Below are 17576 nucleotides of genomic sequence, written 5' to 3'. Positions count from 1 at the left end.
CTGAGGCTGGAATGGGCTGATAGTTCACAGCTAAACTATTAAATCAAGAAATCCGAGAGTGGAAACTCGCGGCAACGCTTCTAAGATCCATTGGTGGAAGCTGGAGGACATGATGCTCCAAGACGGGAAGATCTTCATCGGCAAGAGCACCAAGCCGGAATATCTGGAGCTGCGGCTCGCCAACCGCCACGGCCTCGTGACCGGCGCGACCGGCACCGGCAAGACCGTGTCGCTGCAGGTGCTGGCCGAAGGTTTCTCCAACGCGGGCGTTCCGGTCTTCGCCGCCGACATCAAGGGTGATCTCTCCGGCATGGCGGCGCCCGGCAACGGCAAGGAGCCGCTGGTCAAGCGCGCGAAGGAGATCGGCATCGACTACGTGCCGGATAAATTCCCCGTCGTGTTCTGGGACCTCTTCGGCGAGCAGGGGCACCGGGTGCGCGCAACCATCTCGGAGATGGGACCGTTGCTGCTTTCGCGCCTGCTCGATCTCAACGACACGCAGGAAGGCGTGCTCAACATCGCCTTCCGCATCGCCGACGAGCAGGGTCTGCTGCTGCTCGACCTGAAGGATCTGCGCGCGCTGCTGCAGCTCATCTCCGACAATGCCGGCCAGCTCACGACGACATATGGCAACGTCTCGAAAGCCACCATCGGCACGATCCAGCGTCAGCTCCTCGTGCTGGAGAACCAGCAGGGCGACGAGTTTCTCGGCGAGCCTGCGCTCGACATCAAGGATTTGATGCGCACGGACCGCGACGGACGCGGCGTGGTGAATATCCTGGCGGCGGACAGGCTGATGAGCAATCCGCGCCTCTACGCCACGTTCCTGCTCTGGCTCATGTCCGAGCTGTTCGAGGAACTGCCGGAGGTCGGCGATCTCGATCAGCCCAAGATCGTGTTCTTCTTCGACGAGGCGCATCTTCTCTTCAACGATGCGCCGAAGGCCCTGGTCGAAACCGTGGAGCGCGTCGTTCGCCTGATCCGCTCGAAAGGCGTCGGCGTCTATTTCATTACGCAGAACCCGGTCGATATTCCCGAGAGCGTGCTGGCGCAGCTCGGCAACCGGGTGCAGCATGCGCTTCGCGCCTATACCCCGCGCGAGCAGAAGGCGGTGCGCGTGGCGGCGCAGACCTTCCGGCAGAACCCGGCCTTCGACACCGAAAAGGCCATCACCGAACTCGGCGTCGGCGAGGCTCTGGTATCGACCCTCGAGGGCAAGGGCGCGCCCTCCATGGTGGAGCGCACGCTCATCGCCCCGCCTATGGCGCAAGTAGGACCCATCGAATTGTCGCAGCGCCAGCAGATCGTGGCATCGAGCATCCTGAAGGGGAAATACGATCAGCCGGTCGATCCCGAATCGGCCTACGAGATGCTCGCCAAGCGCGCCCAACAGGCGGCGGACGAGGCGAAGGCTGCGGAGGGGGGCGGCGGCATCCTCGACATGCTCGGCGGCCTCTTCGGAACCACCGGCCAGCGCAAGGGCTCGATGACGACCACCCAGCGGGTGACGCGGGAGGTGACCCGAACCATCGTCAACCAGACGGTGGGCAATCTCGCGGCCGAGATCGGCAAGTCCATCGGTGGGCGTCAGGGCAGCTCCATCGGCCGCGCCATCGTGCGCGGGACCCTGGGCGGGTTGTTGAGGCGGTAATCGTCGGCCGATATCGCCGGGTGTCGATGATGCAGAATATTCGCCTCGCATATGCTCGGGATCTTCCCGCCGTCGAAGCCATCGTCCGGGCCGCCTATTCACGATACATCCCGCTCGTCGGGCAGAAGCCCGGACCGATGCTCGACGACTATTCCGCTCTCATCTCGGAGCGGCGCGTCCATGTGCTCGTCGCCGAGAATGAGGTTGTTGGAATCCTCGTTCTCCTGCCCGACGACGGCGCCATGCTTCTCGACAATGTGGCCGTCCATCCGGATCGGCACGGACGCGGGTACGGGCGTGCGCTGATAGCCTTTGCCGAGCGGGTCGCCCGCGAACGCGGGTTCAAGGCCATCCGGCTCTACACGAACGAGGCCATGATCGAGAACGTCGGTCTCTACGAGCGTCTGGGATTCGTCGAAACCCATCGCGGCGAGGAGAAGGGGTTTCGGCGCGTCTACATGACGAAAGCGCTGGCCCCCTAAACCCGCGTCGAAACCTCATACTTGCGATCACCCGGGAGATGAGGGTAGGTCTTGGGTCGACCACGTCTACAAGGCAGATATTCCCCATGTCCCAACTCGACCAAGTCCTGCAACGGATCGACGCCGATCTCGATTCGTCCCTCGAACGGCTGTTCCAGTGGCTGACAATTCCCTCCATCTCCACCGATCCCGCCTATAAGGATCATTGCCGCAACGCCGGGCAATGGCTGGTCGACGAGCTGAAGAGCATCGGCATCGAGGCGTCCTTGCGCGAGACGGGCGGGCATCCGGTGGTGCTCGGCCATGCCAGTGGCGACGAGAAGCTTCACGTGCTCTTCTACGGGCATTACGACGTGCAGCCGGTCGATCCGCTGAACCTATGGGAGCGCCCGCCCTTCGAGCCGCGCCTCATCACACTGCCCGACGGCCGCAAGGCCATCAGCGCCCGCGGCGCCGCCGACGACAAGGGCCAGGTGATGACCTTCGTCGAGGCCTGCCGCGCCTGGAAGGCCGAGACGGGCTCGCTGCCGATCACCATCACCTTCCTCGTCGAGGGCGCGGAAGAGGACGGATCGAAGCTTCTCCCCGAGTTCATCCTCGCCAACAAGGACGAGCTGAAGGCCGACGTGGCCCTCGTCTGCGACACCGGCATGTGGGACCAGGACACGCCCGGCATCACCTCTTCCTTGCGCGGCATGGTCTATGAGGAAGTGATCGTGCGCTGCGCCGATCGCGACCTGCATTCCGGCTCCTTCGGTGGCGCGGCGCGCAATCCGATCCATGTGCTGTCGAAGATCATCGCGGCGATCCACGACGACAACGGCCGCATCACGATTCAGGATTTCTACGAGGGCGTCCCTGAGACCCCGACGCAGGTTCTGGAGCAATGGAAGGGCCTCAACCTGACGGAAGAGGAATTCCTCGGCCAGGTCGGCCTGAAGCATTCCGCCGGCGAGAAAGGCCGCATGCTGATCGAGCAGATCCAGTCGCGTCCGACCTGCGACGTGAACGGCATCATCGGCGGCTATACGGGCGAGGGCACCAAGACCGTCATCGCTGCCGAAGCGCGCTGCAAGATCTCCTTCCGCCTCGTGGGCGATCAGGATCCGGCGAAGATCTCCGAGAACTTCGAGGCCTTCGTGCGCGCGCGCATTCCCGAGGACTGCTCGGTCGAGTTCATCCGGCACAAGGGCTCGCGGGCGCTTGCCCTGCCGCACGACTTCCCGGCGATCACGGCCGCGAAATCCGCGCTGCACGACGAGTGGAAGAAGGACCCGATCGTCATCGGCATGGGCGGTTCGATCCCCGTCGGCGGCGATTTCAAGCGCACGCTCGGTCTCGACACCCTCTTCGTCGGCTTCGGCCTCGACGACGACCGCATCCACTCGCCGAACGAGAAATACGACCTCAAGAGCTTCCACAAAGGCACCCGCTCCTGGGCGCGGATCCTGGCCGCTCTGGCGCGGTAAAGTAAGAGGAGGACGAGGCGAAGATGCAGCGGTTCATTCAAAGAGCGCGGCATCTTCGTCATCGTCAGACGCGCGCGGAAGACCTGCTGTGGCAGGCCTTGAGAAACCGGAGGCTGGCGCGTTGGAAGTTCCGGCGCCAGCATCCTGTCGACCGGTACATCGCCGATTTCGTATGCCTGGATGCGAGGCTCGTCATCGAAATCGATGGGGCTACTCATTCAACGGAGCGCGAAATCCGGCAGGATGAGCAGCGGACACGCGTCTTAGAGATCTGCGGGTATCACGTCATGCGCTTCGCCAATGCGGAGATTTACGACAATCTCGATGGCGTGATGGAAACCATTCTTGCCGAACTTGAGCGGCGTGTTCATCTGTGAGGACTGTCCAGCTGGCGCGCCTTCACCTCTCCTTGAGGGAGAGGTCGCGCCGGAGGCGCGGGTGAGGGGTTACAGCTTTATCCGGATGGACCTGTACCCCCTCACCCTCGCTGCGCTCGACCTCTCCCCGCCGGGGAGAGGTGAAGGCGCGGCAGGCATCATCGAGCCAATTCGTCAAGCGATGCGATCACCGCGCTGGGTGAAAGCTCCACGTATTCATCCGGCAGCCCGAGCCGGTTGACCCAGACGGGGATGAATCCGAACGCCGCCGCGCCGGCGATGTCCCAGCGGTTGGAGGAGACGAACACGACTTCGTTCGCGACGACGGGCAGGGAGCGCAGCACGAGGTCGTAGGTGCGCGGGCTCGTCTTGAACACCCGCGCGGCATCGACGGAGAGAATCGCATCGAGATCCCCGGCGAGACCGGCTGATCCCACCGCCGCGTTCAGCATGCCGGGGTCGCCGTTCGACAGGATGCCGGTGCGCAGGCCTCGCGCCTTGAGGGCCTGCAGCGTCTTGGCGACATCGGGATAGGCGTCGAGGCTGCGATAGGCGTCGAGCAGGAGCGGCCCGATCGCCCGGTCGATCTGCGGAAACCGGGCGAAGGCGTAGTCGAGCGCCCGTTCCGTCAGGGTCCAGAACGGTTCGTAGCGGCCGGCCAGCGAAAGCACCCACGAATATTCGAGCTGCTTCGCACGCCAGGTCTCGGAGAGCCGCGCGGCATCCGGCCCGACGGCGGCCATGTGCCGGCCGACGGCGGAATGCACGTCGAACAAGGTTCCGTAGGCATCGAAGATGACGGCCCTGGCATGGGCCGGAACGATCGCTGAGGCGAGCATGACGCGAGTTTCCGACGAGGATGGCGCGCCGATCATGTCATGGCGCTCCGGTGCGGGCCATCCGGATTGAGGGGAGGGGAGTCAGACCGTCGAGTTGCAACAATGTAGGGCTGGCTCGACAGGTTTCTGGCTCAGGCAAGTGTCCCGGAACCCACCGTTCCGCGGGGCGCAAGCCCCCTTCGTCTCTTCGTTAACCTGTGTTACTGTCGTTAGGGAATCCACTCCCGTACACGGACAATCGTCCGGTATGGGTCGCGGCGATCCCGCGGACCGGATTTGGGGGCGTTCATGCCGAAGCGGGTTTCATGGATGACCTGAACTCGATCAAGCTCACGGGCGGCTTCGCCTTCCCGTCGAACGTCCGCCGTATCGTGGTCCTGACGGCCGCTCTCACCGTCGGCCTGTCCTTTCTGGTCGCCACCGGCCTCCTGATCAAGGACGCCCTGCACGAGCGGCATGTGCTGGCCCATCGCGGCCTGTCCGTTTCGGTGACCGCCGCCGACCTTCTCGACCGGGAGGTGCAGGGGCTCGGCAACCTCCTGAAGGGTCTGTCCCGTTCGCCTCATCTCCAGACCAACGACCTCGAGGCGTTCGACGCCCAGCTGAAGGCGACGCCGCACCCGGAGGGAGCCTCGTTCATCCTGTGGGACCTCGAAGGCCAGCTGCTCAACACGAAGCGCCCCTTCGGCTCCCAGCTGCCGCGCATCGTGGAACTGCCGGCCACCGTGAAGGAGCGGTTCCCCGTGGTGCGCCGCGAGCGCCTGAGCCTGTCCGATCGGGTCGACAATCCGGTGGTGCAGCGTCAGACGGTCTCAGTGAGCCTGCGGCTCGACGACGAGTTCGGCGAGATGTCGCGCATCCTGTCGCTGGTGCTGCCGGACGATCACCTCAGCAAGGCGGCCGAGAACGGCGAAGCGACCTCGGGCTGGAGGACATTCATCGTCGACCGCAATCTGCAGGAGATGACGGGGCCGGCCGAGCCGAGGCAAGCGCCATTCGTCCACGGCATGCGGGAGCTGCGCGAGGCTCTTTCGGAGCCGGAGCGCGAGGGGCATTTCGAGATCGGCACCGGCCCCAACCGCCTTCTCGTCACCTATTGCCGTTCACGGGTATCGGGATACACGGCGGTTTCCGTCGCACCGGCCGCGATGCTGAAGGCGCCGATCGAGCGGGCGGTCTATCGGATCGCGATGGCCGGGGCGCTGCTGTTCGCCGTCGGCGGTGCTTCCGCCTCCCTTCTGGTGCGCAACGGAGGCCCGCTCGATACGATGCGGCGCGACGCAGCCACCACGCGGGGCGAGCTGGCGGCCGCCAATGCCCGCATGAGCTCCATCCTCGAGAGCGTCAGCGACTGCTACTTCACCCTCGACCGCGCCTACACGATCGTCGACGTCAACGCGGCCGCGATGCGGTGGTGGGGTCATGAGCGCCGGAAAGTCGTGGGCCAATCCTATTTCGACATCGTCGGTCACGATCCCGCCTTCGACGCCGCGCTGGCGCAGGCCATGCATCACAGGCGTCAGTTCCAGGGAGCGCTTGCCTCGATCTATCATCCCGGCCGCTACATCGATTACCGCGTCTATCCCTCGCCCGAGGGGGCAAGCGTGTTCTTCAGCGATGTCACGGATCGTTACGAGGCTCATCGCGCCGCGATCAGGGAACGGGAATTCCTGCAGGCCTCGCTGGATGCGCTGTCCGCCCACGTGGCGATCCTCGACGATCGCGGGATCGTCCTATCCGTCAACGGTGCCTGGCATCGCTACGCGCAGCACAACGGATCTCCTGAATCGCCCGGTCCCGGTATGAGCTATCTCGCCGCCTGCGACGCCGCACGGCATGAAGGCGTGGCCCAGGAGCGGATTTTTCGCGGCATGGAAGCCCTTGTCGCCGGCCGCCAGTCGTCCTTCCAGGCGCTCTATCGTTCGCGCTCCTCCGACGACGAAGGCTGGTTCCTGCTCCGCGCATCCCGCTTCTCCGCAGCCGAGGAGGCGCGCATCGTCGTCGCGCGCGAGGATGTGACCGAGATCATGGCCGCCAGGGCGGAGGTGAGCGAAATGTCCGAGCGCCTGCTGACGCTTCAGGAGGAGGAGCGGCGGCGCATCGCGGCGGAGCTTCACGATTCCACGGCGCAGCATCTGGTCGCCGTCGGCCTCAGCCTGATGCAGGTCGGCGCGCTCGGGCTGCCGCCGGCCGGACAGCGCATCCTCGACGAGATCGATCGCTCCCTCGAAGAGGCGTTGAAGGAATTGCGCATCTTCACCTACCTGCTTCATCCGCCCGGCCTGGAGACGGATGGGTTGGCCGCCACGATCCGTGCATTCGCCGACGGCTTCGCCGACCGGTCCGGGCTTGCCGTCGCCACGCGCCTCGCCGACGAGACGGAGCAGCTCTCGCCCGAGCTGCAGCGCGCGTTGTTCCGCATCGTTCAGGAGGGGCTTGCCAATGTGCATCGCCATGCCGGGGCGAAGAATGTCACGGTGTCCCTGCGCATCACGCCGACGGAGGTCATCCTGAGCATCGGCGACGATGGAAAGGGAATGAGAGGCAGGCGATCCGGCTCGGGCGCCAGGACGACGCTCGGCGTCGGCATCCCGGGGATGCGCATTCGGCTGAGCCAGTTCGGCGGCAACCTCAGGATCCGCAGCAACCGGCGAGGCACCGTCGTGCGGGCGGCCGCACCACGCGATGCAGACAGCATCGCCGGGAAGGATTACACTTCGGCGCAGACTTCCTGAGGTCGCCGTCCGGTGTGCGCCGGGTTCTGAGCTCCGGCGTCGCGGTGATGCAGGGTAGGGAGGACGTCCTTTTCATGACGCGTATCCTGATTGCCGACGACCATGACGTTGTGCGCTCTGGGTTGAGCACGATCCTGGGCGGCCAGCCGGGCTGGGAGGTGGTGGCCGAGGCCGAGGACGGCCGTCAGGCGGTGCAGCTGGCGGCCGAGACCAAGCCGGATGTGGCGATCCTCGACTACCAGCTGCCGTCGATGAACGGGGTCGACGCGACGCGCGAGATCCGGGCCTTCCAGCCGCAGACCGAGGTGCTGATCTTCACCATGCACGAGAGCGAGCCTTTGGTGCGCGAGCTGCTCGAGGCGGGGGCGCGCGGCTACCTGCTCAAGTCGGATGCGCGCCGGTTCCTGATCGCGGCGGTGGAGTCGTTGGCGCGCCACAAGCCGTTTTTCACCGGCCGTGTGTCGGAGACGCTGCTGGCCGCCTATCTGGCGCAGGGCCATGCCGGCAACGGGGTGCTGACCGCACGCGAGCGGCGGGTGGTGCAGCTGATTGCGGAGGGGCATTCGAACAAGGAGACGGCGCAGATTCTGGAGCTGAACCTGAAGACGGTGGAGAGCCACCGCTCCTCGGCGATGCGCAAGGTCAATGCCAACTCCACCGCCACGCTGGTCCGCTACGCCATCCGCAACAAGCTCGTCGAGCCGTGACGCGAAGCGGACTTCCTGAAGCCTTTCAGGATTTTTACCGATAGCGTTCAGGTGTTTCCCCAATGGCGCTGCACGCCGGTTTGGCGCAACTTGCAGCATCAATGCTCGGCCGGGACCGATGCGAAGCCGGTTCCAGAGAGGCATCCCTCGCCGGCTCGGCCGCTGCCATGTGCAGGAGGATCAAGTCATGGATATCCGCAAGTGCACGGCCGAGGCGATCGGCACCTTCTGGCTGACCTTCGCGGGCTGCGGCAGCGCCGTCATCGCCTCCGCATTCCCCGAGGTCGGCATCGGCCTGCTCGGCGTGTCCCTCGCCTTCGGGCTGACCGTGCTGACGATGGCTTATGCGATCGGCCACATCTCCGGCTGCCATCTCAACCCCGCCGTCACCGTGGGACTCTGGGCGGGCGGACGCTTCCCGGGCAAGGATATCGGCCCCTACATCGCGGCGCAGGTCATCGGCGCCATCGTCGCTGCCGCCGTTCTGTATGCCATCGCGAGCGGCGCGCCCGGCTTCGATCTCGCCAAGGGGTTCGCCGCCAACGGTTATGGCGACCACTCGCCGGGCAAATACACGCTCTTCGCCGGGCTGATCACCGAGGTCGTGCTGACCATGATGTTCCTGTTCATCATCATGGGCGCCACGCACGGCAAGGCTCCGGTTGGCTTCGCGCCCATCGCCATCGGCCTCGCGCTGACGCTGATCCACCTCGTCGGGATCCCGGTCACGAACACCTCCGTGAACCCGGCCCGCAGCACCGGACCGGCCCTGTTCGTCGGCGGCTGGGCCCTGGCGCAGCTATGGCTGTTCTGGGCAGCGCCCATGATCGGCGGCATGCTGGGCGGCATGCTCTATCACTGGCTCAGCGAGGAGCCCTCGGCCAAGGTAACCGGGGTCACACCGGCTGCTCCGGCGGAGTGAGAAGGCTAGGGACTGACAGTCCCGGCGACGGCCTGTCCCAGGTTGTCGACGTGACCCTGGAAATTTTCCCGGGTGCGGGGATCGATGACGGCGACCGGAGCGGAGACGGCAAGCCCGGCCGCCGTGCCGACGGCCGCTGCGGCGCCGGCCGTAACCTGGATGATCCGGTCGCCTATGCCGACCCGTGAATCCGTGAGCGTCTGCCCTTCGGCCAGTTCCCGGCCGATGATGCGCACGACCTCGGGGCTTTCGGCGAACTTGCTGTGGTTCAGCGGATCGCCGGTGCGGAGCTTGGACAGGTTCAGCACCGTTATGCCCGATTTCTCCAGGTCCGTGCGGTAGGGCTCCTGCTCGGGATCGATGGCGCCGAGGCGCACGGAATCGCCCCAGAGGCGGCGGGAAATGGCGAGCGCGCGGTCGTCCTGCGAGACGAAGAGGGTGACGCCGGGACGCTCTTTGCCCATGTCGACGATCGCCTCGCGGAAGAGGTCGACATCCACATCCGGTGCGGCCAGCAGCACGTTCTTGATCTTGGGCGTGACCCGGCCGTCCCGGATCGCCATCTGGCGCAGGGCCTCCAGCGTGACCCAGTTGCCCATGGAATGCGCCAGGATCGAGATCTCGCCCACATCGGGGTCGCGGGCGATGGCGCGCAGGGTCGTTTCGAGCGCGTTGCGCGAATAGGTGTTGCTCTCGCGGTCGTAGCCATAGGCCAGGACGCTGCCGCGCGAGGGCCAGGTGAACAGCACCGGGACCACGGGCGTTCCGGCATCGTGCACGATCTGCGCGAAGCGGAAGACCGCATCGTCGAAGCGGTTGTTGAAGCCGTGGATGAACACCAGCACGCGGCGCTTGGGCACGGTGCGCACCGTGCGGCGGAACCACGCCGTCGCTTGGGCGCGGTCGATCACGTCCGCCTTCAGGGTCACGAAATCGGTGGCCGGATTGCCGGGCACGCTCTGCGGCAACTGCACCTCGCCCGGCTTGCGGTTCGCCTCGGGCGGGATGGACACGATGAATTCGGCGAAGGAGAGCTGGGGCCCGCGATTGCCCGAGAAGTATTCCTTCGGATCGTCGGCGGGCATGCGCGTGGTGGCAACCAGCATGTCGACCTTGCTCGCACCCGGCACCGTATCGGCTACCGGAGAAAGCGTGCCGCGCGGGCTTGCGCAGGCCGTCAATCCGAGCAGCACGGCGAGTGCCGTCGCGCGGTGCATCCCCCTGACGCGTCGACGTTCGGCATCTCTCGTGCCGCTCATGAACCTGCTGCTTCCGTCATTGGCCAAGATGCCCCCTCTACACAAGCCATGCCCGGAAGCGCAGCCCTTGGTCGACACTCTCCGCTGTTTCCGCGTGCGTGCCAAGTAGCGTTTACCCTGAGGGATTTCTCGGGATTCTGCTGATGTCAATTGTATTGGCCGGCCCCGGGATTGGCCGCGATCGATGATTTGCAATTAGTATGATTATCGAATTAATACGCTGGATCGATCCGGTAAGTTAACGCAAAGGTTAACGCGGGGATCACCCCGATGGTGGGGTGATGCCCTAAGGTCACATTCGTCATAAAACGTTTCCTGTGCTTCATGCCTGCATCGACTTTGCGACTCGAAGGGGAAATTCTCTGCGCTCGGGAGTGCTAGCGCTGAGAGGGGTCCATGCAGGCCGTCACCGCTTCTTTTAGTATCCTCCTGTTCCGTCGGGTTGGCGACGGCAGCCGCCCTGACATTTGCGTATTCGGACTCGGCGCTCGGCCAAGCACTGCTTGTTAAGCCGGCACTGTAGGAGGACTGAATGATGCGGCAAGGTCTGCTCTTCGCTGTTGCTTACGGCATTCTCGGCTTCGCCATGGCAATGGGACAGGAGGCTTTCGCTCAAACGCCCTGCACGGTACCGCCCAATTCCAATAATGGTGTGGTGCAGAACGGGCCGCCACCTTGCGTGGTCGGAGACGTGACGGTCGGGTATGGCACTGCGGTGACGGCGAGGAGCGGTGCTGATGTGACCGTTAACGGGGCGGTCACCGCTCATGGTTATGGCACCGGTGTCGATGCCAACACGAACTCGCTCGTGATCATCAACAACTCGGTCAGGACGACGGTCGTCGGCGTGACCGGGCCGATCACGGCAAGTGGATTAGGACTCAGCGCAAGCTCCTCAGCACGAATCGAGGCCAACGGAATCAGACTGAGCAATGACGGTGGCGGAGGAGCGGTGGCACTGAAGGCCGACAACGGCACAATTGTCGCACGCGCGATCACAATCGACTGGCCGAACGGCGGGGGGCAGAGCCTGATTCAATCGCTGAATGGCGGCCTGATCCAGTTCACACCCGGCTCTTCGATCAGCAACGCGAACGGTGGCGTCCCGTCGGCCCTCCTGGCCGATGGGATCGGAAGCCGCATTGAGGCGGTTGGACTGATCACGTCGATGGGCAGCGCCGGCGGCATCACCGGCGCGAAGGCGCAAAATGGTGGCAGTATTACCTTCTCCAGCGCGAGCTCGATCTCGTTCACAGGTGGCGGCGGCAACACGGGGGTGTCGGTTTCCGGATCGGGAAGCGTCGTTTCCACCGATGGCCTGGTCATCACGGCGACAAACGGTGGCGGCAATGATGTCGGCGTCAATGCGGATAACGGGGGCCGCGCCGTTCTCACTGGTGGCAGCATTAATATTGCCGGAGCGGGCGGTGGCGAGCGGGGCCTTCGGGCGACAGGCACAGGCAGTGTCATCGCCGCGACCGGCACGGCGATCACTGTCACGGGGCGAAGCGGCAACGCCGGCGTGAACGCGCTCAATGGCGGGCGGATCGAGACATCCGGTGGGTCGGTGTCCGTGGCGAACGGCGCGGGCGGCCTGTTGCAGAGTGGCAGCACCACCATCATGACTGGCACGAACGTGACAGCCTCCGGCACGGATGGCATTGGCTTCCAGTTCAACAATGGCGGCAGCAACACGCTCAACTACCGAGGCGCCGCGATCCAGGCCAGCGGCGCCTCGTTCTCCGTCCAGGGCGCGATCGCGAATATCGATTTGACCAACACGACGGCCGTCGCCAACAACAATACGTTGCTGCAAACCGGCAATGGCGGAAATACAACGTACAACGCCCGTAACTCGAACCTACAAGGCGTCGTCACCACCCCTGCCGGCAGCACCAGCGCGTTGTCGCTCACGCAGGGTACCGTCTGGACGATGACCGGCAATTCGAAGGCGACATCGGTCGCAAACGACGCCAGCCAGATCATCTACACCGCCCCGCTTGCGGACCCATCGCTGCTCGCGAGCTACAAGACCTTGACGGTCACCAATTATGTCGGCCGCGGCGGCTCCGTTGCGCTCAACACCTATCTCGGAGCGGATGGCTCGCCCTCGGACCGCCTTGTGATCGACGGCGGCAGCGCCAGCGGCCGTTCGGGTCTGCGCATCATCAACAACACTGGGCCCGGCGAACTCACGACGGGCGACGGCATCCGCGTGGTGCAGGCGATCAACGATGGCACGACAGCGCCGGCCGCCTTCGGCCTCAGCGGCCCTGTCGCGGCCGGCCCCTACGAATACCTGCTCTTCCGCGGCGGCGTCACGCCCGGCAATGACGACGACTGGTTCCTGCGCAACGTCGCCGGTCCGATCCCCCCGGAACCGCCCGGCCCGACCCCGCCCGATCCGACCCCACCCGGCCCGGTGCCGCCAGATCCAATCCCGCCATCCCCTGTTCCCCCCGGTCTGTCGCCGGTGCCGCCTGGTCCTGCGCCGGTGCCGTTCTACCGGCCGGAGGCGGTGGTCTACGCCGGGCTGCCTGGGCTCGCCCGCTTCATCGGCCTGGAGATCCTCGGCACCTTCCACGAGCGCCAGGGCGAGCAGAGCCTGCTTAACAAGAACGGTGGCTTTCCCATCGCTTGGGGCCGCGCCTTCGGTTCGAAGACCGAGTTCCGCCGCGGCGGGCCGCTGGCGCCGGAGTTCGACGGCCATCTCTTCGGCTTTCAAGCCGGAATGGATGTCGGAGCGGCCGAGACCTGGGAGGGGCATCGCGACCATTTCGGTCTCTTTGTCGGCCATGCGGAGGCCGATGGCGACGTGCGCGGCTTCGCGCTCGGCCAGCGCCGTCTGGCCAGCGGCTCGGTGCCGATGGATGCTACGAGCTTGGGACTTTACTGGACCCATGTCGGTCCAGGCGGCTGGTATCTCGACAGCGTTCTGATGCATTCCTGGCTCGACGGCGAGCCGCGCTCGAACCGCGGCGTCGGGCTCGATCTGGAGGGCCATGCCACCACGGCTTCCGTGGAGGGCGGCTATCCGATCTGGCTCACCGACAAGATCTCGCTCGAGCCTCAGGCGCAGCTGATCTGGCAGCATGTCGCTTTCGATCCGACGCAGGACCGCTTCTCGTCGGTGATCTTCGATGCCGACGATGCCTGGACCGGGCGGATCGGTGCGCGGCTGCAGGGCACCTTCCAGGACGGCACGACCACGTGGCGGCCGTATCTGAAGGTCAATCTGTGGCACGGCTTCGATGCCACCGACCGGACGCAGTTCAGCAACGTGATCCTGCCGGCCTCTTTCGGGGCAACCTCGCTCGAGGTCGGGGCGGGAGCGGTGGCGACGCTGTCGGAGACGATCAGCCTGTTCGCGGTCGCCGACTACACCGCCAATGTCAACGGCCCGCACCGCCAGACCATCGAGGGCAATCTCGGTATCCGCGTTACGTGGTGAGGGCTGGAGCTGATTCCACGCAGGTGGAATCAGCTCTCTTCTTTGAAATGCCGCATTTTTTCACGGCGAACCGGATCCACTTCGCCGAAAAATGCTCTCGCATCATGACGGAGCCGATCCCGCGCCGGGCGGCGCGGGGATCGGCCGCGGGACGGCCTGAATGCCGTTTTCGCGGAAGGCGCGCTGGACCGCCGAGAGCACGGCCTTGCGGATCCCGAACTGCTTGCCGGCCTTCGCTTTGAACTTGCCGCGCACGAGCAGGGTGCCGTCCTCCACCGAGGCGATGCCCTGGCTCTTGAAGGTCTCCATCAGGTCCTCGTTCAGTTCGGGATCAGCGGCGATTTCCTGACCGATCTGCTTGAACAGCTTGCGGACCTTCTCGACATCCGTGTCGAACGCGACGCGGAACACCAGCTTCTCGATCACCCAGTCGCGGCTGAAGTTCTGGATCTTGCCGATCTGTCCATAGGGGATCGTCGCCACCGCTCCGCGGGGATGGCGCAGGCTCACCGACCGCACCGAGATGCGCTCCACCGTTCCCTTGGCGCCCGAGGTCTCGATGTACTCGCCCATGCGGAACGCATCGTCGAGCAGGAAGAAAAGACCGGACACGATATCCTTCACCAGGGTCTGCGAGCCGAAGCCGAGGGCGAGGCCGAATACGCTGAGGCCCGTGATCAGCGGCCACACATTCACATCGAGAATGACAAGCATCGTAAGGATCGAGAGGACGAGGATGCCTATCTTCGCGGTCCCGTTGAGCAGCGGCAGAAGGGTCGCCAGACGCGTCCGCGGAGCATGAACGTCGTCTTCGGAGGTGGCAGCCGGCGTGCGGCGCTCCCTGGCCTCGACCCGTTCGATGCCGGCTGCGGTGCCATTCCAGAGGAGGGCGCCGACAAGGGCGACGATGACGATCTCGACGGCCTTCGCGCGGATCAGGGTCACGTCGAAGCCGAGCGAGGTCAGCGCGGGGAGGGCCCAGAGATAGATCAGGAGGCCAAGAACCAAGATGGCGAACGCGAAGCGCGTCATCCGCCGTAGTGTCGCGGCGAGCAGCGACGAGGTCAGATCCCCGGCCCGTCGTTCGGACCAGGCCCTGATCACGCTATCGATATGCGGTGAGACGAGAACCAGCAGCAGCGAGCCGAGCATCGCTAGCCCCGGCAGCGGACGTCCCATGGTGGCGGCGACCTGAAGCGCAACGAAGGTGCCGATCAGGGCGAGGATGGCAAGAATCGGCCAGATCCCCGCGAACCGCTCGCGCCAGGCCGTCCGCGGTTCCGGACCGGCGACAGCCGCAGCAACCGCCCTGCGATGGGACCAATAGGCGTAGGCGAGAAGCCCAAAGGCCGGGAGGCCTACCAGGAAGGTGCCGACCAAATCCCTCAGACCCGACCCTGCATTCCACACTCTCAGAGTTGCGAGCGCTGCCAGTCCGAACAGGGCCGAGGCGAAGCCGAGCGAGAGAATTTTCGCGAAGGAGGCGAGCTGCGATCCGGCCTCGCCGCCTTTGCGCCTGCCGAGCAGCAAGCCGCTGATAAGACGCTGGACGAGGAGGCCGATGAGGGTTGCAATGGCCCAGAACCGGGCGACCTGGCGCAAGGTCCCGTCCGGTACGATGAGGCGGAAAACGAGGGTGACGACAAGGACGGTCAGGACAACCGTCGCGATGTCGATGAGGGATGAAAAGCGGCCGGACTGCGCGACGACACCCTGCAGGACCCACCGGGCGCCGTAAAAGGCAACGGCCGATACGAGGACCGCGCCCAGGATCACGGCGAGAAAGGTGCCGAGGGAGTGCCCGCCGGCGGCAAGGCCTTGAACGAGCGTGTCCCACTCGTTCCCGACGTTGCCGAGGTTCTGGAGCCGCGCTCTGAATCCTCCCTCCAGCGCAATGCCGACCTGATCCAGTCGGTCCATGGCGAGACCTGCCTCTTCCGTCACCTCGTTCACAGCACGCCTCTCGATACGCTAGAGCATCGGACCTGAAAATGGACACCGCTTCCGGGATCGATCCGATGCTAACCCATACATGCACATCGTTGGCTGCGGAAAATCGGGTCCGCTTTCCACACGATGCGCTAGTGCCCCAGCCCGTCGTCACGGCTCCGTTCGGTTCGCGTCCCTCTCGTGCCGTGTCGGGACAAATCTTCATGAGATCGTCGTCCTTGTCGAGCATCGAGAATCCGATCTCCGTCTCCACGATGCAGTCAGGGTCGCCGCAATGAGGCTATGCAGCCTGCACTGCGCCTGCTGAAACTCTCCGCTATTGCCTAGCTTGAGGCTATTGGGGTTTTACCTGAAACGAAAGCGGACTTACCCTGAATCGTCGGCCCATGGGAAAAGGGGAGCCGCCCCGAGGGCGGCTCCAGTCGGCAGCCCTTCGTGGAACACGAGGGGACATGTTTGGAGGCTGCAGGCTCATCGTGGCGAAGCCCCCGATGGAGGACAATCGGTGAAAACCCTCAAATTGCGGGGGGAAAGCCCGAAGCCGGCCCGAACCGATTCCTATTTCCTGCACCACGTTCCCGCGCTTGACGATTGTCCCCAGATACGCCTCATTCTGAAGGCGTCGCGAGATGGAATACCCTTACGACCGGCTTCCCGGTTCCAGGCGAGGACGATCCGTCCGCTAGTACAGGTGCCGATGGCCAAGTTCGTTTCACATCTCGACGACGAGACATTGCGGTCCCTGGTGGAAGCTTTGAACAAGAGCGGGCAGGCGGTGTCCATCTACGATGCCGGCGACAACCTGCGCTACGCGAACAAGACCTACCAGGAGATATTCCTGGGCGATTTCGAGGGGCCGTTCACCTTCAGCGAGATCCTTCGCTACGGGGCACGGCAGGGCGTCGGCGTCCGGCTCGACGACGACGTGGAGGCCCTGATCGCCCGGACCCTGCCGCGGCGGCGGAGCGTGGCGCGCAAGTCGTTCGAGACCGACTTTCTCGACGGCCGCTGGTTCTGGATCGAGCACACCGTCCTGCCGAATGGCTGGGTGCTGACGGTGGGAGCGGACATCACCGCCCTGAAGCACAACGAAAAGCTCCTGCGCATGGCGCATGAGGCTGCGCTTCTCGCCGCCAGGACAGATCCTCTCACCGGCTTGCCGAACCGGCGCCATATCCTGGAGCTCCTCGACGAAGCGCTTGCGGCAAGCGAGGCGACCGGTGCCTGCCTGTGCGTCGCGATCATCGACATCGACCGTTTCAAGGCCATCAACGACCGGCATGGACACGAGGCGGGCGACGCCGTGCTCGGACATTTCGCTGCCATCTGCCGGGGATTGGTGCAGGAGCAGGACATTCTCGGACGGATGGGCGGCGAAGAGTTCGTGCTGCTGCTCCCCGCCGCGGGCTCCGACGCAGCGTTCGGGATCGTCGAGCGGATCAGGAAGGGCTTCACCCCGGCGCATTTTGCTGCCGGTGCGATCGATCTGCCCTGTACCTTCAGCGCCGGCATCAGCGAGGCCGTGACGGGAGACGACCGCGCCTCTATCCTGCGCCGGGCGGACCGGGCCCTCTACGCAGCCAAGAGCGCGGGACGGAACTGCACCACGATCGGCACGTGACCTCAGGCCGGGCAATGATCAGACATCCTCATGGAACCCATCACAAGACTTCATATGCCGATGGCCGAAGGAACGATTGACGATGGGCCCCGCAAGGGATTCGATGCGGCAGT

At 65.0% G+C, this 17576-nt stretch carries 12 protein-coding genes; 9 read left to right on the top strand and 3 right to left on the bottom strand.

Going from position 1 to position 17576, the window contains the following annotated elements:
* Positions 1-112 precede the first annotated feature (112 nt).
* From BB934_RS04925 to BB934_RS04910, 4 genes are all read left to right on the top strand, one after another.
* Complete coding sequence (locus tag BB934_RS04925; RefSeq protein WP_099508631.1) at positions 113-1651, top strand: helicase HerA-like domain-containing protein; 1539 nt, start codon at positions 113-115, stop codon at positions 1649-1651.
* A gap of 26 nt (positions 1652-1677) precedes the next feature.
* Entirely contained in the window at positions 1678-2133 is a 456-nt protein-coding gene (locus BB934_RS04920; RefSeq protein WP_173909425.1) for a GNAT family N-acetyltransferase, read from the top strand.
* Positions 2134-2219: 86 nt separating this feature from the next.
* The gene (locus BB934_RS04915; protein WP_099508630.1) at positions 2220-3602 is read left to right on the top strand and encodes a M20/M25/M40 family metallo-hydrolase; all 1383 of its coding nucleotides are present in this window, start codon (positions 2220-2222) and stop codon (positions 3600-3602) included.
* Between the two features lie 23 nt (positions 3603-3625).
* The gene (locus BB934_RS04910) at positions 3626-3979 is read left to right on the top strand and encodes an endonuclease domain-containing protein (protein ID WP_099508629.1); all 354 of its coding nucleotides are present in this window, start codon (positions 3626-3628) and stop codon (positions 3977-3979) included.
* Positions 3980-4137: 158 nt separating this feature from the next.
* Here the strand turns inward: BB934_RS04910 and BB934_RS04905 are convergent, their stop codons facing one another.
* Positions 4138-4818: a haloacid dehalogenase type II gene (locus BB934_RS04905; protein WP_099512631.1), complete on the bottom strand. Its 681-nt coding sequence runs from the start codon at positions 4816-4818 to the stop codon at positions 4138-4140.
* Between the two features lie 305 nt (positions 4819-5123).
* On the opposite strand from BB934_RS04905, the gene BB934_RS04900 reads away from it, so the two are divergent.
* From BB934_RS04900 to aqpZ, 3 genes are all read left to right on the top strand, one after another.
* Positions 5124-7553: a PAS domain-containing sensor histidine kinase gene (locus BB934_RS04900; RefSeq protein WP_099508628.1), complete on the top strand. Its 2430-nt coding sequence runs from the start codon at positions 5124-5126 to the stop codon at positions 7551-7553.
* 74 nt (positions 7554-7627) lie between these two features.
* Positions 7628-8260 carry a response regulator gene (locus BB934_RS04895; protein WP_099511827.1) on the top strand — a complete coding sequence of 211 codons (633 nt, stop codon included), beginning with the start codon at positions 7628-7630 and terminating at the stop codon, positions 8258-8260.
* Between the two features lie 187 nt (positions 8261-8447).
* On the top strand, positions 8448-9182 hold the full coding sequence (gene aqpZ / locus BB934_RS04890; protein ID WP_099508627.1) for an aquaporin Z: 735 nt from the start codon (positions 8448-8450) through the stop codon (positions 9180-9182).
* Between the two features lie 5 nt (positions 9183-9187).
* Here the strand turns inward: aqpZ and BB934_RS04885 are convergent, their stop codons facing one another.
* A complete protein-coding gene (locus BB934_RS04885; RefSeq protein WP_173909424.1) occupies positions 9188-10441 on the bottom strand; it encodes an alpha/beta hydrolase in 1254 nt (417 codons plus the stop codon).
* A 532-nt stretch (positions 10442-10973) separates the two neighbouring features.
* Here BB934_RS04885 and BB934_RS04880 point away from each other — a divergent pair.
* On the top strand, positions 10974-13892 hold the full coding sequence (locus BB934_RS04880) for an autotransporter family protein (RefSeq protein WP_099508625.1): 2919 nt from the start codon (positions 10974-10976) through the stop codon (positions 13890-13892).
* A 102-nt stretch (positions 13893-13994) separates the two neighbouring features.
* On the opposite strand, the gene BB934_RS04875 is transcribed toward BB934_RS04880, so the two are convergent.
* On the bottom strand, positions 13995-15845 hold the full coding sequence (locus BB934_RS04875) for a mechanosensitive ion channel family protein (RefSeq protein WP_099508624.1): 1851 nt from the start codon (positions 15843-15845) through the stop codon (positions 13995-13997).
* 694 nt (positions 15846-16539) lie between these two features.
* On the opposite strand from BB934_RS04875, the gene BB934_RS04870 reads away from it, so the two are divergent.
* Positions 16540-17463: a GGDEF domain-containing protein gene (locus BB934_RS04870; protein WP_099508623.1), complete on the top strand. Its 924-nt coding sequence runs from the start codon at positions 16540-16542 to the stop codon at positions 17461-17463.
* The last annotated feature ends 113 nt before the right edge of the window (positions 17464-17576 follow it).

The sequence above is a fragment of the Microvirga ossetica genome (genome assembly GCF_002741015.1).
GTDB lineage: Bacteria > Pseudomonadota > Alphaproteobacteria > Rhizobiales > Beijerinckiaceae > Microvirga > Microvirga ossetica.
This window is presented reverse-complemented; position numbering and strand designations above follow the sequence as displayed.

What these genes read in the sequence shown, in the direction of transcription:
- BB934_RS04925 (WP_099508631.1), top strand. Translation starts at nt 113, where the DNA reads ATGCTCCAAGACGGGAAGATCTTCATCGGCAAGAGCACCAAGCCGGAA.
- BB934_RS04920 (WP_173909425.1), top strand. Translation starts at nt 1,678, where the DNA reads ATGATGCAGAATATTCGCCTCGCATATGCTCGGGATCTTCCCGCCGTC.
- BB934_RS04915 (WP_099508630.1), top strand. Translation starts at nt 2,220, where the DNA reads ATGTCCCAACTCGACCAAGTCCTGCAACGGATCGACGCCGATCTCGAT.
- BB934_RS04910 (WP_099508629.1), top strand. Translation starts at nt 3,626, where the DNA reads ATGCAGCGGTTCATTCAAAGAGCGCGGCATCTTCGTCATCGTCAGACG.
- BB934_RS04905 (WP_099512631.1), bottom strand. Translation starts at nt 4,818, where the DNA reads ATGCTCGCCTCAGCGATCGTTCCGGCCCATGCCAGGGCCGTCATCTTC.
- BB934_RS04900 (WP_099508628.1), top strand. Translation starts at nt 5,124, where the DNA reads ATGGATGACCTGAACTCGATCAAGCTCACGGGCGGCTTCGCCTTCCCG.
- BB934_RS04895 (WP_099511827.1), top strand. Translation starts at nt 7,628, where the DNA reads ATGACGCGTATCCTGATTGCCGACGACCATGACGTTGTGCGCTCTGGG.
- aqpZ (WP_099508627.1), top strand. Translation starts at nt 8,448, where the DNA reads ATGGATATCCGCAAGTGCACGGCCGAGGCGATCGGCACCTTCTGGCTG.
- BB934_RS04885 (WP_173909424.1), bottom strand. Translation starts at nt 10,441, where the DNA reads ATGAGCGGCACGAGAGATGCCGAACGTCGACGCGTCAGGGGGATGCAC.
- BB934_RS04880 (WP_099508625.1), top strand. Translation starts at nt 10,974, where the DNA reads ATGATGCGGCAAGGTCTGCTCTTCGCTGTTGCTTACGGCATTCTCGGC.
- BB934_RS04870 (WP_099508623.1), top strand. Translation starts at nt 16,540, where the DNA reads ATGGCCAAGTTCGTTTCACATCTCGACGACGAGACATTGCGGTCCCTG.